This is a genomic window from Paenibacillus sp. Root444D2 (assembly GCF_001426375.1).
Lineage (GTDB): Bacteria > Bacillota > Bacilli > Paenibacillales > NBRC-103111 > Paenibacillus_E.
The window spans coordinates 281,368-296,048 of the sequence record NZ_LMEO01000023.1; the positions used below are offsets into that span (position 1 = coordinate 281,368).

General features: G+C 45.7%; 11 protein-coding genes. 6 read left to right on the forward strand and 5 right to left on the reverse strand.

The features are described 5' to 3' along the window. Positions 1 to 106: 106 nt before the first annotated feature. The 5 genes from ASD40_RS15400 to ASD40_RS15420 form a co-directional block, all read right to left on the reverse strand. Complete coding sequence (locus tag ASD40_RS15400) at positions 107 to 1,321, reverse strand: response regulator (protein WP_057304119.1); 1,215 nt, start codon at positions 1,319 to 1,321, stop codon at positions 107 to 109. A 246-nt stretch (positions 1,322 to 1,567) separates the two neighbouring features. After that, positions 1,568 to 2,986, reverse strand: coding sequence for an MFS transporter (locus ASD40_RS15405; RefSeq protein ID WP_057304120.1), 1,419 nt, complete (start codon positions 2,984 to 2,986; stop codon positions 1,568 to 1,570). Between the two features lie 63 nt (positions 2,987 to 3,049). Continuing rightward, a complete protein-coding gene (locus ASD40_RS15410; RefSeq protein WP_057304121.1) occupies positions 3,050 to 3,637 on the reverse strand; it encodes a TetR/AcrR family transcriptional regulator in 588 nt (195 codons plus the stop codon). Positions 3,638 to 3,726: 89 nt separating this feature from the next. Then, on the reverse strand, positions 3,727 to 4,578 hold the full coding sequence (locus ASD40_RS15415; protein WP_057304122.1) for a DMT family transporter: 852 nt from the start codon (positions 4,576 to 4,578) through the stop codon (positions 3,727 to 3,729). 27 nt (positions 4,579 to 4,605) lie between these two features. Next, positions 4,606 to 5,556: a metallophosphoesterase family protein gene (locus ASD40_RS15420; RefSeq protein ID WP_057304123.1), complete on the reverse strand. Its 951-nt coding sequence runs from the start codon at positions 5,554 to 5,556 to the stop codon at positions 4,606 to 4,608. 291 nt (positions 5,557 to 5,847) lie between these two features. On the opposite strand from ASD40_RS15420, the gene ASD40_RS15425 reads away from it, so the two are divergent. From ASD40_RS15425 to ASD40_RS15450, 6 genes are all read left to right on the forward strand, one after another. Beyond that, positions 5,848 to 7,497, forward strand: a complete 1,650-nt coding sequence (locus tag ASD40_RS15425; protein WP_057304124.1) for a DUF4091 domain-containing protein — start codon at positions 5,848 to 5,850, stop codon at positions 7,495 to 7,497. 145 nt (positions 7,498 to 7,642) lie between these two features. Continuing rightward, entirely contained in the window at positions 7,643 to 8,413 is a 771-nt protein-coding gene (locus ASD40_RS15430; RefSeq protein ID WP_057304125.1) for a DeoR/GlpR family DNA-binding transcription regulator, read from the forward strand. A 239-nt stretch (positions 8,414 to 8,652) separates the two neighbouring features. Next, positions 8,653 to 10,296, forward strand: coding sequence for a hypothetical protein (locus tag ASD40_RS15435; RefSeq protein ID WP_057304126.1), 1,644 nt, complete (start codon positions 8,653 to 8,655; stop codon positions 10,294 to 10,296). A 59-nt stretch (positions 10,297 to 10,355) separates the two neighbouring features. Next, entirely contained in the window at positions 10,356 to 11,273 is a 918-nt protein-coding gene (locus tag ASD40_RS15440) for an ABC transporter permease (RefSeq protein WP_057304127.1), read from the forward strand. 55 nt (positions 11,274 to 11,328) lie between these two features. Beyond that, positions 11,329 to 12,207 carry a carbohydrate ABC transporter permease gene (locus ASD40_RS15445; protein ID WP_057304128.1) on the forward strand — a complete coding sequence of 293 codons (879 nt, stop codon included), beginning with the start codon at positions 11,329 to 11,331 and terminating at the stop codon, positions 12,205 to 12,207. A gap of 171 nt (positions 12,208 to 12,378) precedes the next feature. Continuing rightward, positions 12,379 to 14,658, forward strand: a complete 2,280-nt coding sequence (locus ASD40_RS15450) for a helix-turn-helix domain-containing protein (RefSeq protein WP_057304129.1) — start codon at positions 12,379 to 12,381, stop codon at positions 14,656 to 14,658. The last annotated feature ends 23 nt before the right edge of the window (positions 14,659 to 14,681 follow it).

Genomic DNA, 14,681 nt, shown 5'->3' on the forward strand with positions numbered 1-14,681 from the left:
TTGGCTTGGAGAGAGGCGAACGATGTGATAGCCTTCCTCCTCAAAGCCAAGTGTCACCTCAAGATCTACTTTGAAAATGGCTCGAACGAGCTGCAGCAAAGCATTGTTAGGGGCGCCTCGCAGCGGCATGGATAGTTACCAAAGTTTCCGCTTCGATGCCCTCCTTCGTCACTCTCATTGTGTCATGGGAAATTTCATTCTCGATTAATTCGAACCAGTTTACGAGCTTGTCGGTCAAGCCGATCTGCAGCTCTTTGGAAAACAGATGATTCAGCTTACGGAAGTGCTTCTCCGCTTCTTTGCGCCGTCCGCTTGCCGTATAAAGCTTCATCAGCGCAAGTCCGTTGTCTTCGTTATACGGATCCGCATCCTGAATCCGTTCGTACATCGCGAGCGCTTCCTCCAGCAATCCGGCTTTCTCATAGAATCGGGATATCGAACTGGCGTTCTTATACCATAGCTTCCGTAGTCTTTCGCGCTCGGTCTCCGCCCATCCAAACCCGTACTCCTGAAAATAGTCCCCTTCATAAAGCTCAAGCAGCCGCAGCAGCTCGGAATGACTATCGGCCAAATTTCCTCCGCTCGCCTGCCGCAAACCGTTCTCCCATTCATCCACGTCAATCCGAATGCGGCTTGTGTCCAGCACGTAGCCTTCCTGAATAGTCAGATTGCGGATGGGGATATCGATGACCATTTGCTTCAAGCATTGTCTGATGTGATAAATCGATGTGTACAGTTGACTCGTCGCCTGTTTCACGTCAAGCTCCGGCCACAGCAGCTCCAGAAGCGTTTCCTTGAGGACGATATTGCCGCGATGGTGCAGCAGATAAGCAAACAGCTCTTGCGTTTTTGTCGTCCGCCATTTCGGAATTTCCGGAGACCCGCTGCTGTTCTGAAAACGGAGAGATCGAAAACAGAGAACACGGGAAGGCGCCGTTGATTGGATGTCTTCTTGTTTATGCAATCTTCTTTGCATTAGTCGCTTTATCGTATGATCCAAACGAGCTTGATGCAGCGGCTTAAGCAAATAATCGACCGCATCCAGTTCGAACGCTTGGATAGCATATTCGTTATATGCCGTTACAAACACAATATCGATTCCCGGGCAAGCCGCCTGTGCCAATTCCACTGCATCAATGCCCGACAGCTCCGGTAAATGAATATCGAAAAATATGACGTCCGGCTGAAGTTCCGGCATTCGCGCAATAGCCTCTCGCGCATTCTGAAACGAGCCGACTACCGAAATCAAGGAATACCCAGATAGCATTCGCCGAATCTGATTTAGCACCAGTACTTCGTCATCCACCAATATAATCTTCATGTATCTCACGCTCCATAAAAATGTATTACATTGTTTTTCAGTGCCATTTGACCCGTTATACCAATACTATCGGGATTTTGGCAATGGATGATTAGAGCTTGTTCGAACAAGCCAGGTGCTGCTGCGGAAAAAAAGCTCTGTCATTGGCTAGTTAAAAAGGGAACGGCCCATGCCCAGCAAGCTAAGAATGGAATTAAGAAGGCCCATGCAATTACGCAGGGGCCTTCTTAATTCCGTAGATTCCTTCTAAATATTCGATAAAGCAGCTGCTTCGGACTCCTTCAAGAACATAGTCTTCTTAAGCGTCTGTCTGCCAAACGAGACATAGTAAATCGCAAGAATAACCAGTTGCAATGCGGCTAGAACGAAGCAGATATTGCTAAAAATAAAGCCAGATGAATAGCTGTAAAAGGGGTTCCAGTTTGGAATGCCTTGTGACCCAAGATCAACGATTCTACTGTATACGCCGATCGCAATCCCTTGCGAAATGAAGTTGACCATCGCCAGCATGCCCATCCCGACGCCAACTTGTTCCATAGGCAAGGTTCTTGAAACCGAATTGGAAATCGCAATGACAATGAAAGATTGCCCGACGTTGCCAAGAATCAGAAAAACAGCAATGAACAGGGGGGATCCTCCAGTAAAAGTGGAGAGTAAAATAAAACAAGCCAGCAAAAGGCTTGAGGCCACATAAACGACGAACGAGTTACCTTTTAGATCCGCGAGTCTACCGCCTCTACGTCCAAATACGGCGGAAGCAACGGCTGCAGGGACCATCGCAAAGCCGATCCAAACGGATGGCAATTCCTGAATATCTGCTAATAGTAGAGGGCTAAGTACATAGAGTGAGCAGCAAGTGCCGCTGATGAGGAATGAAATGGTCAGTCCGAGTGTGTACTTTTTATTTCGAAAGAGTTTTGGCGCAATAAAGGGCTCCCCAGCCGTGCAAATTCGAGCAATAAATAACCCTAATGCGAGTAAACCACCTAATAGAAGCCAGATTCCCTTCGTAACACTTAGCAATAATAAAGCGATTGTGATGGCCAACAGACCGCCGCCAATCCAGTCGAATTTCCCTGTTGACCTTGGCTGTTCATTTCCTAAATACTTGCGGTAATAAGGGAGTGTAGCCAATATAAGTAGAGGTACAGCAAATAACCAGCGCCAGTGTACCGTGCTAACTATTAAAGCAGCAACTACAGGCCCGAGTGCATTACCAAAAGCCAAGCCTACCGCAGTCATACCCAGAGCTGCACCTCTGCGCTCCGGAGCGAAATAACGCAAGGGGATGATCATCGCAATCGCCGGAATAACCGCAGCGCCGGATGCTTGCAAACATCTGCCGACTAGAGCCATTGCGAATGTTTGTGAGGTCAGCCCGATGAGAGACCCTGCCGTAAATAATAGGAGTCCGAAGGTAACCAAACTTTTCAGCTTATAGCGGTCAGCCAGCTTCCCGTAGGTGACTGCACCAATCGCATAGATTAGAATGTAGGCAGAAGAGAGCCAGCTGACCTGGGAAATCGTAAGGGAAAAGTCTTCACTAATCTTGGGCAAGACGATGTTGAACATGATGCCGCTCATCATGGATATAATCAGGGTGAACATCAAAACACGCATTAATTTGTCGCCGGTTTGCTGAGGTTCTTGGCTTTGGAGACTCATAAGTTGCACATCCTTTTTAAAATTTGACTGTCAGTACTGACTGTCATTTGGTCTGTAAAAAAACTAGGGTTGTAAGGCCCTAGCAAAAATCTTCACGCTCTCTTGAATAAATGGCTCCAACGAAATGGTTGCGTAATTTTTATGGCTGTCGAGATCGTTCATGAACGCCCCGAAATTCATCATCATAAAGGAGAAGGCGTGCATCTCCGGATTTGTGGGAATCATTTTGCCTTTTTCAGACATCGTGATGAAATAATTCGTTAAGATGTCCAGCAATTGCAGAGGATGCTTGTGCGTACGCTCCCGGAATCCGGGCAGTTGGCCTTCTTCTTTGAGACTGATCTGGATCAATTTGCGATTACGGTTCATAATCTCATGGTAGGTTTTACTAACCAGGAGCAGATCCTCTTCCAGATCCCACACGAGCTTTTCACTAAACAGCTTCTTCATCTCTTCGGCATAATGATAGCGGTCAAATGCGGCTTCGAGCAGCTTCTGTTTACTGCCGAATTGACGAAACAAGGTCTTCTCACTCAGACCTGCTTCCGTGGCAATTTCAAGGGTAGTTACCCCATTGTAGCCTTTAGCCGCGATCAAATTGAGTGCCGCCAAGAGAAGTCTATCGCTGCTTCCCAGCTTGCTGCTGTCCATGTTATTATCCCTCTTCCACAACAATGTCAGTACTCACTGACATTATAATAGACTGGATATGGAATAAAGTCAATGTGTGTATATCCTGCTTAGCCAAAAAAGCTAATGATCAGAATACCGATCAAGATAAGAATCGAGCAAATAATTCGCAGTGTGCCTTGCTTTTCTTTGAGCACAACAATGCCTAGAATCGTAGCAAAGACAGTGCCAATCTCACGAATTGGTGAGATATGGGCGACAGGGGCATATTTCATGGCGAACAAAAATAACAAATAGGATCCGGGATTGAGGATCGCACCCAGTAAAATGATCTTGGCATTCAGCTTCCATTCGACGCGAAGTTGTTTAGAAGCGAGTACAATCGGCGTCAGCGCAGCCATGAACCCGATATTCGTAACCTCCAATAAAGAGATAGCCGAGACATGCTGAAGGTTGATGCGATCAACAAAAACGTAGCATGTCGTACATAGGCCGACACTAAGGGCCATAAGGAACGGTTTAACAGTTCCGGCGGATGCCTTATTACGGGTGAAAATACCGCTAAGCCAGATGAAACCAAAGACCATGCAGAGCAGGCCTATCCAACCATAAATTGATAAGGATTCACGAAGGAACAAGACGCTGCCAATGGGAATGAAGAGCGTGCTGGTGCCTCGCATAATCGGATACACCTGGGACAGGTCGCCCATATTGTAGGTACGTGCCAACAACAGGGAGTAAACGCTTTGCAAACACGCAGATAAAAGTAAGAATCCGTAGGCTTTTAGAGATAAAGGGGTAAGCCACAGCTCTCTGATTAAGTAAGGAAGAAGTCCGATTGTGGTTACCATCATGATGGACCATAGGAAGACGCTTTTATTCTGGCTTCTTTTGGTGAATAAGCTCCAGACCGCGTGGGTAAGACCTGAAGCTACGACTAGTAAAATTGAAACGATAAACAAGCGATCATCTCCAAACCTTGAGAGAAGTTAAACGTTGGGGTTGTGTTCGGGTTGATCCTTGATTACCGTTCCGTCAGCCAGTCGCAGCCAGGATTCCAAAGAACGCTCGCCTTCGCGAAGTCGAATCATCCTGGCACCGCGAGGGAAGTCTTCTTTGCCATAGGTATTGTAGCCTGTTGCTCTTCCGTAGCAGAGACGTACTCCGTGAAGCTCGCCCCAATAATCGTTGACGTGGTCGTGGCCGCAGAAGGTTCCGATGACATCGCCCATTTCTACCATGGCTGTAAATAGTCCTGAGTTAACGGGGGAGCAACAGACATTCTCAAACTTGTTGCCATAGCACGTCTCATTCTCCCAAACTTGTTTATATTCCGGAAGCGGGATGTGAAAGAAAGCCAAGGCAGGGTATGCCTGCGCCCCAATGCTCGATTGGAGCTTACGGGATTCCTCCCTGTACCAGTCGATCTGATTGCTACGAATCCAATCATAACCTTGGATATGCGGCAGCGGAGAACGATCCCCGGAATCAAAGAAGTACAAAGCGGCAGCAGTCTGACCATCGGAGCCCGAAATGGACAACGTATAGTTGCCGACACCATTAATTTCTTCTGGTCCTCGCTGGGTAGCGGTATGGGGATGCTCCAGCACTGTATGCATGAGCTCATCTCTAGTGATGGTAGTTTCTGTATCGTGGTTGCCGAACACAACTGCCCATGGAATACCGCGAGATTCGGTCGTGTGAACGGCATCGCGAAACGCTTGATGCGGTTGCTCGCAAACAGGTTCACCGGAAGCCCCGTTTCCTGTATAAATGACGTCGCCTGTAAATACGACAAGGTCAGGATGCTCGGCGTCTAGCACTTCTTCCATTAGACGACGTGTTTGCTGATCCTCATCCCCACCATTTTCCCAATGTAAATCGGTGAACTGGGCAATCGTAAAAGTCCGATCTTCACGAAAGGCAAGCTGATGCTGCACGATAATTTCCCCCTATAAGTTGTATTTTTGTAGTAATCATGTTGTTTCTTTATTAAATATTGTTGTTTGTTGGCTATTGTATCGCTGGTTTGCTATACTGTCAATGAAGAATTTTGTTGATAAAATGAGTGAATGAAAGAATGAAATCGCTTCCGAGAGTATGGATCGTAGGGACAGTTTTTTTCACAAAAAAGAGCGATTAAGCAAGAAATGCCGATATACGGTACAGAGCAACAACCGTATCTTTATAATCAATCAACATATTAATTGTAAGTAAGAGGAGACTACATAATGACTGATAAAAAGGTTGAATTACGGTGCTTGAATTCTTTGGCTAAAGTTATCGCTCATCATGAACTCGATTCCCGTTATTTCCTTGAACGAGCAACAACGTTCAGTAACGAAATTTACTCGTTTCAGGTAGCCTATCGATCGGAGCAGCTTATTAAAGGTATACGCATCGAAATCGAATCACCTCTAGCCGAGTGTACGACGGTACGAAAAGTAGGATTGGTGCCAAGTGAATTAGCATGTTATGGCGATCATGATGATTATGTCATCAGTGATCAACCTGGACTGTATCCTGATCCGTTGATGCCTTTGGATGTCCATGGTGAGGTGGCTTTACCTGGGAGCTGGAGCTCTCTATGGATAACGGTGGATCTCAAAAATCAACATTCTGAGGGTGTGTATCCAATTGATGTGATATTGCTATCTGCTGATGGCAATCGGATGGGTTCAGAACGCATCGATTTGCACGTACTAAGCGGTTCTTTGCCCAAGCAAAAGTTGATTCGAACCGAATGGTTCCATACCGATTGTTTGGCGAATCATTACAATGTGAATGTCTTCAGCGAAGAGCATTGGACACTTATAGAGCAATATGTTCAAACTGCGGTCAAACAAGGGATCAATATGATTTTAACACCATTATTCACCCCTCCATTGGATACAGAAGTTGGCGGTGAGCGAACGACTGTGCAGTTAGTGGATGTCCAGCGTGATGAGAATGGGTACCGATTTGATTTTCGCTTACTGGAGAGATGGATAGCACTTGGTGAACGCTGCGGGGTTGAATATTATGAGTTTTCTCATTTATTTACGCAATGGGGGGCACAGTTTGCACCCAAAATCATGGCTGCGGAAAAGGGGCAGCTGAAGCGAATATTTGGTTGGGAAACAGACGCGACTGGAGAAGAATATGGTAAGTTCCTAGAGGCGCTTTTACCAGAGTTGGATCGGTTTATCAAAAAGCAGGGCATTCAGGATCGCGTATTTTTCCATGTTTCGGACGAACCGACCTTGGACAATTTGGAATCGTATAGAGCAGCCAGTAGACGGTTGAGCCAGTTCCTTCAAGGCTATCCTACGTTCGATGCGCTTTCAGACTATGAATTTTATGCGCATGGCCTTGTAAACACACCAGTGGTTGCCAACAATCATATCGATTCATTTATTAGCCATGGCGTGGAAAACCTTTGGACTTATTATTGCTGTGCGCAGTACAAGAAAGTATCAAATCGATTCTTTGCCTTTCCTTCGGAGAGAAATCGGATCATTGGATTCCAGTTATATAAATTTAATATACGAGGATTTTTACACTGGGGGTATAACTTCTGGTATTCGCAATATGCACGTAAAATGGTGAATCCATTCGTCCAAACGGATGCAGATCGAGCTTTTCCATCTGGGGATGCCTTTCTTGTATATCCAGGAGAAACGGGGCCTATCGAATCTATTCGAATGGTTGTATTTTATGAAGCTTTGCAAGATGTAAGGGCGCTTGAAAGGTTAGAAGGTTTGATTGGCCGCGAAAAAACGATTGCTATGATGGAAGAAGACCTTGCTGTGCCATTAACATTCAGCGATTATCCACATGAACCCGACTGGATTATCAAGAAACGTGAGCAGATCAATCAACTTATAGCATCGCTGGCTTAAGGATGAAGCCGATCCGTTGACATCGTAAGCGCCACCTTATAAACTGGATGAAAACAACAGGAAACATCACCATGTGGATATCATCGGTCAATAGCTGATGCTTACGATGCCAGTTTTCCTTACGGAAATCCCTTAGGAGGCCATTATGTCATTAACATACGAAGACCGCAGGATGACCATCCTGAACCATTTGGAGATGGAAGGGAAAGTGCAGGTGCATCACCTGTCTGAGATGCTTAATGTCTCGACAGAAACGGTGCGGCGGGACTTAGATCGCCTAGAGAAGGAAGGAAAGCTTCGCAAAGTGTACGGAGGCGCTGTCAAAATGCGCATGGAGCTTGTTGAGCCTCCTTTTCTCAAGCGGACCCAAATGATGAAGTCAGAGAAAACAGCGATCGGCAAGCTGGCTGCCTCTTTAGTCCAAGACGGCGAAACGATCATGCTGGATAACGGCACGACGACGATTGAGATTTTGCCTTACCTGAAGGATCGTACGAGTGTAACCTTGATCACCCATTCTGTTCCGATTCTCAATCTGGCCATGGAAACGTTCCGGGGAAGAATTATCTTCGCTGGCGGGGAAATGAACGTCGAGTATCAAGCCGCAACAGGCTCCCTGACGGATCAGATGCTGGATCAATTTAAAGTGAACAAAGCGTTTATCTCCGTTGGAGGCATCTCACTCGCAGACGGCATTACCGACTTTCATTTGGCTGAAGCCATCATTTCGCGAAAAATGATGCAGCGAGCTGAGGAAGCCATTCTGGTTGCGGATCATTCCAAATTCGGTATGTCTACATTCGCCAGAGTGTCTAAGCTCGAGGAAATCTCGATGCTCATTACCGATCCGGGCTGCTCGAAGGAATGGATCGATACGTTTGAGGCGCTCGGCATTGAAGTGCTGATCAGCGACTAATAGGAAAATCGCCACCGAACCGGCTCTCATAGCGGTGTAAGGGCGATTTTTTCTTTGCAAATAAGGGTATTCTCAAAAAATGAGGATGGTACAAAAAGAAGCGACGTCTATTCCTAAGAAAACAATACGATTGAATAATCGACGATATACGACATTAGCTTGTGTGAGATATGCTTCTTTCACAGGCTAATCCGCTTTACGGCGTTAGTGCCGGACTACGATTTAAGGGGAGTGTTACCATGAAAAGAAGACCTCAATTAAAAGTACTGCCGATCGCGGCAACCATTCTTGCATTAACGCTTGCAACCGCTTGCGGAAACGCTGGATCTACAAAGGATGCTGCTAAGGACAGCACAGCGCCAGCGTCATCAGTTTCTAAAGATCCTGTGAAGGTGACATTATGGACACCAATGAATCCGAATGCGAAAGCAGTCGTCAAAAGCTTGAACGAGCTGCCTATGGTGAAAGAGTGGGCCAAGAAAACAAACGTAACGTTTGACTTCCAACATTCTTCTGGAAACACACCGCAAGATGATGTTCAGCAATACGGTGTTATGGTTGCTTCTAATAATTTGCCGGACTCGATGCTGTGGAATTGGAACAGCGTGCAGGGCGGAACCTCCAAAATGTTCAAAGACGGCACGATTATTAAACTGAATGATTTAATAGAAAAGAATGCTCCGAATTTGAAGAAAATTATGGACGCTAACCCTCAGATCGCCAAACAAATCAAGGCAGATAACGGTGATATTTACGCAATGCCTCACTTGAAGGTAGGTCAATACGGCCAGTATAAAACATTCAGCGGCATGGTCATTCGTCAGGATTGGCTGGATGAGCTTGGACTGAAATCGCCGGAAACGATCGATGAGTGGGAAACGGTGCTCAAAGCGTTCAAAGAGAAGAAAGGCACAATTCCATTCACATTGAACAAATCCTACCCGATGTCATTTGCTGACTTTGCAGGCGCCTACGGTGTTGCAGGCATGTCGACGATTGCCAACGCGAACAGCTTCTATCTCGATAATGGCAAAGTGAAATTCGGACCTACACAGCCAGAGTTCAAACAATATTTGACGACGATGCAAAGATGGTACAAGGAAGGTCTGATCGATCCAGACTTCGCTTCCAATGACACCAAAACGATGGATGCAAAAGTAACATCAGGCAAAGCGGGAGCGTTCTACGGTTTCATCGGCGGAAGTATCGGTACGTATACACCGGCGCTGCAGAAAACAGACCCGAAAGCGAAGCTTTCTGCTGTCCAATATCCGGTTTTGAAAAAGGGCGACGAGCCTAAATTTGTGCAAGCGTCATGGGAATACGACAACATTGGGACGGTTATTACGAGTGCGAACAAGCACGCGGCAGAAACTATAAAAGCTTTGGACTATCTGTATAGCGAAGAAGGCGCAATGCTCAAAAACTTCGGTATCGATGGTCAAACATACACGAAAGTAGACGGTCAACCGAAGTACACGGACCTTATTTTGAAAAATCCGGACAACCTGCCGATCAGCCAAGCGATGGCTAAATATTTTATTGCCAACTACGGCTTCTCCGGTTTGGATGATGACCGTTACAACGATCAGTATTATCAATTACCTGCACAAAAAGATGCTGTAAAACTATACGCTAAGTATGCGAATAATGCCTATAAAGTGATTCTGCCGCCAGTGGTTTTGTCTACGGATGAAGCGAAGGAGTCAGCGAAAATTTTGAACGATGTGAGTACGCTATTGACGGAGCAAATTACCAAAATTGTAATGGGTGCCGCAAAAGTTGAAGATTACGATAAAACGGTAGAGCAAGTGAAAAAGATGAATATGGACCGTGCTGTGGAGATCTACCAAGCGGCAACAGATCGTTACAACAAACGCTAAAAAGCTCGAGGGGAGCCAGCCTCCCCTTTTTCATCACACGTATAAGGAAGTGAGAAAACATGGCCAATTCCATTCGGGTTTTACTAGATGACATAAGAAAAAATCGCGCGATCTACCTGATGGTGCTGCCGGTTGTGCTGTACTTCTTCATTTTTAAATATTTTCCGATGTATGGCGCAGTGATCGCCTTCAAGGATTTTAGTCCTGCGAAAGGCATTTGGGGCAGCGATTGGGTAGGCTTTCAACATTTCAAAGATTTCTTTCAAAGCTATTATTTTATCCGCGTGCTGCGCAATACGTTTCTGATCAGCTTTTATAACTTGATATTCGGCTTTCCAGCACCGATTATTCTGGCGATCCTTTTGAATGAGCTTCGCCAGAAGTTTTTTAAATCGATAGTGCAGACGGTCTCCTACTTGCCTCATTTCATCTCGATTGTGGTCATTTCAGGGTTAATCATCGACTTCACGAACCGTGGAGGTATTGTGAACTCCATCATTATGTTCTTTGGCGGGCAAGATTCAGCCCTTATGAATAATGCAGAGAATTTCCGTACCATTTTCGTCAGCACGTCCGTTTGGCAAGAACTCGGTTGGTCATCCATCATTTATTTGGCCGCGCTTAGCGGGATTAACCCGGAGTTGTACGAAGCAGTTCGCGTTGATGGGGCAGGAAGGTTCCGCCAAATCTGGAGTGTAACGCTTCCCGGTCTCATTCCAACGATTATGATTTTACTCATTCTTCGAATTGGCGGATTGATGGAGGTCGGCTTTGAGAAGGTCGTTCTGCTATATAACCCAAATACGTATGAAACGGCGGATGTGATTTCGTCCTTTGTTTATCGTGAAGGGCTGGCACAAGGGAATGATTACAGCTATACAACGGCCGTGGGGCTATTTCAATCCATGATCAACTTCGTTTTATTAATTAGCGCTAACAGCTTATCCCGCCGATTCTCCGGCAGCCGGTTGTGGTAGCCTATGCTTACGACGTCAGCTTTTTCTTACGAAAAGCTCTCAGGAGGAACCAACAATGAAATTAAGCGCAACTGAGCGACTATTCGATATCGGTAATGCGATTCTGATGATATTGCTTATCGTCTGTACGTTGTACCCGTTCTACTATGTATTGATGGCTTCTATCAGCGATTCCAATTTGCTTATCCAGCATTCTGGCCTGTTGTTGAAACCGCTGGGGTTTAACCTCAGTGCTTTTCAGAAAGTGATTGCGAATCCCAACATTTTGACGGGTTATGGGAATACATTGCTCATCTTGATTGTGGGTACGGCGGTTAATCTTTTTTTTACTACGCTAGGGGCCTACGCGCTGTCCAGAAAGTTTGTGATGCGGAAGTTCTTGATGATCTGTATCGTGTTTACGATGTATTTCAGCGGCGGATTGATTCCGACGTATTTGTTGATCAACAACTATCTGCACATGGGGAATAGCTACCTTGCACTCATCTTACCTGTGGCGATCAGCACTTGGAACTTGATTATTATGCGAACTTCGTTCGAAGCGATCCCTGAGGGCTTGATGGAATCCGCTAAGATTGATGGTGCAGGCGAATGGCGCATTTTGTTCCAGATTGTAGTGCCGCTGTCCATGCCTGTAATTGCCGTTATGGTGCTCTATTATGGTGTAGCTCACTGGAATTCCTGGTTTAATGCGATGCTGTTCCTTCACGATCGGGAGATGTTCCCGCTGCAGCTGATTCTTCGAGAAATTCTGGTGCAAAACAGCACGGATTCGATGACTACTGGAACGGGGAATGCGAACGACACGCAAGCAATTGGGGAAAGTATTAAATACGCAACGATCATGGTGGCTACATTGCCGATTCTGATTGCCTATCCTTTTTTACAGAAATACTTTGTGAAAGGCGTCATGGTTGGCGCGCTCAAAGAATAACGACCAGGCCTGTTCTCTTTTGGATCTTCAAAAGGGGGCGGGATATTTGGTTTTTTCCACTTTCTGTGAGGGAATCAATAAAAATGATGATGATACAAAAATCGTAGATGTACTTGAGCGGATGAAGATGGGATAATACTGCATACAGCATGAGTAAGGGAGGACTTCTTTGTGAAGCGAAGCGTATTTTTATTTTGGCTTTACTCGAACTTAACCATTCTATGTATTCCCATCGTCATCACGATGTTGGTTCTTTTTCAGTCGCAGCATCTACTGAGCTCGGAGGTCATTCGGTCCAACAAAGCATTACTTAACCAGGTAAAACAATCGCTAGACAATCAGTTCAAAGATATTAAACGGATGGGTCTCCAGCTTTCCCTGGATCCTAAAGTTATTAAGTATGTTAATCAAGCTGATTTTAACAATTCGCAAGTCAAGATCGATACACTGGATCTGATCACTTCGCTTCGTTCTTATGCCGCCTCGAATGGGGATATTAACGATTTATATGTATATATGAAAAAAGGACATTTCGGGGTTACGACATCGACAATGAATCAAGATGAGCTCCTGTTCCAATTGCTCCACGCAGGAAATAAAGGCATCACCATGAAGCAGTGGAGCGACAGTATGGAGAAAATCTACTATGGAAATTTCCTTCAATTCGCTGACGATGACATGGTGTACATGCAGTCACTGCCGATTCAGAATGCCAGTGAAGCGCCGGCAACACTTGTCGTCATGCTGAACGCAGAACGTTTGAAGGCAGCCATCTCAAATATCCAGATTGCCCAAACAGGCAGTGTGTTGATACTCGATTCCACCAATAAGCTGCTGATGACTGCAGGTGATTCGGAGCATGTTTCCGATATTGATTTCGAGCAGATCCGCTCAGCTGAAGGTTCATTTAGTCAAAAATGGGGCAAAGAAGAGGTAACGGTTTCTTACGTTTCTTCGGTTGAAAATGAATGGAAGTATGTGTCCATCGTTCCTACGAAAATTTATTCAGCCAAAGTAAGTCAATTGCGCAGCTGGATTTATGCGGGCTTATTTATGTGTATTTTTGTCGGTGGTCCGATGTCTATCTGGCTGACGCGAAGACATTATATGCCGATCCGCCGCATGGTGGATTTGGTTTCTCCGAAGGTGAAGTCCAATATCGAAGGGATTGGGAATGAATTCTCACTGCTCCAGTCCTTCATGTCGGAAAATGAAGCTTTGCAGGTTACGGCAAACCGAACTATTCAGAAGCAGCAAGACGTGCTGCGCAGCCATTTCCTGGCACGGCTGCTCAAAGGCAGAGTCGAGAGCGGTTCTGCACTCGCGCAATCGATGGAATCGTTTGACCTGCGGTTCGAGACGAACCGTTTCGCCGTATTGCTGTTTCATATTGGCGATTATGAGGCTTTGTTTGCTGATAGCGGGTCACGTGATGCGGAGTCCAAATTACAGTATGTCTATTATATTGTGACGAACATTACGGAAGAGCTGATTGGCCGAAAACATACCGTGTTCACGACCGAGGTGGACGGTATGATCGCTTTTCTAGTTAATATTCAGAATGACGATGAAGTTCGGACGAAGCAGGAATTGATTGAGATTGCGCAAGAGGCGCAGACGATTATTCAGGGGAAATTTTATATTCAGCTGACGATAGGAATCAGTGATATTCATCCTCTTTTGACCGGAATACCCCATGGGTTCGATGAGGCGCTGGAAGCGCTGGAATATAAATTCGTCATTGGTCCAAGCCAAATTATACCGTTTGATCGGATCAAACGACCGAAGAATGAGCTGTATTACCCGCTGGATATGGAGCGGCAGCTGATTAATCATATTCGAACCGGACAGTACGAGGAGGCCATGGAGGCTGTCAGCGAACTAATTGTAACGAATGTGTCGGATGGCACATTGTCGCTGCAGCTTGGAAAGCTTCTTATGTTTGAATTGATCGGCACGATCTTGAAGGCTATCGAGCATCTTGATCAGGGTCCTAATGAACTTGCGGTAGAGAAGCATGCGCTCATTAAACAATTGACCCAGTGCGAGTCTTTTGTGGAAATTGAAGATGAAATTTATAAGTTTTTGAAAACCGTCTGTGACTACGTCGATTCCAAGAAGAAAAGTCATAATACGAATCTGAAGGATCAAGTGCTGAGTTATATTGATGAGCATTTGGCGGATATGGATTTGAGCCTGACCTCGCTGTCTCTGAAGTTTGAAGTGAATGCGCCGTATTTATCGCGGTTCATCAAGGAGCAGTCTGGGGAAACGTTTATTGATTACGTTAATAAACAGCGTGTCCAGCTGGCTAAGCAGTTGATGACGGAGACCGATGATACGATTACGGATATTACGCAAAAGGTCGGCTTCTCGAACAGTAATACCTTCATCAGAGTGTTTAAACGCTATGAGGGGATTACACCGGGGCAGTTCAGGAAAGGTGAATGATGCTGGAAAGAGGCAAGAATAAG

Excerpts from the sequence above, each read along its gene's own strand:
- ASD40_RS15410 (WP_057304121.1), bottom strand. The coding sequence starts at position 3,637 with ATGGACAGCAGCAAGCTGGGAAGCAGCGATAGACTTCTCTTGGCGGCA.
- ASD40_RS15435 (WP_057304126.1), top strand. The coding sequence starts at position 8,653 with ATGAAAAGAAGACCTCAATTAAAAGTACTGCCGATCGCGGCAACCATT.
- ASD40_RS15425 (WP_057304124.1), top strand. The coding sequence starts at position 5,848 with ATGACTGATAAAAAGGTTGAATTACGGTGCTTGAATTCTTTGGCTAAA.
- ASD40_RS15405 (WP_057304120.1), bottom strand. The coding sequence starts at position 2,986 with ATGAGTCTCCAAAGCCAAGAACCTCAGCAAACCGGCGACAAATTAATG.
- ASD40_RS15445 (WP_057304128.1), top strand. The coding sequence starts at position 11,329 with ATGAAATTAAGCGCAACTGAGCGACTATTCGATATCGGTAATGCGATT.
- ASD40_RS15400 (WP_057304119.1), bottom strand. The coding sequence starts at position 1,321 with ATGAAGATTATATTGGTGGATGACGAAGTACTGGTGCTAAATCAGATT.
- ASD40_RS15440 (WP_057304127.1), top strand. The coding sequence starts at position 10,356 with ATGGCCAATTCCATTCGGGTTTTACTAGATGACATAAGAAAAAATCGC.
- ASD40_RS15430 (WP_057304125.1), top strand. The coding sequence starts at position 7,643 with ATGTCATTAACATACGAAGACCGCAGGATGACCATCCTGAACCATTTG.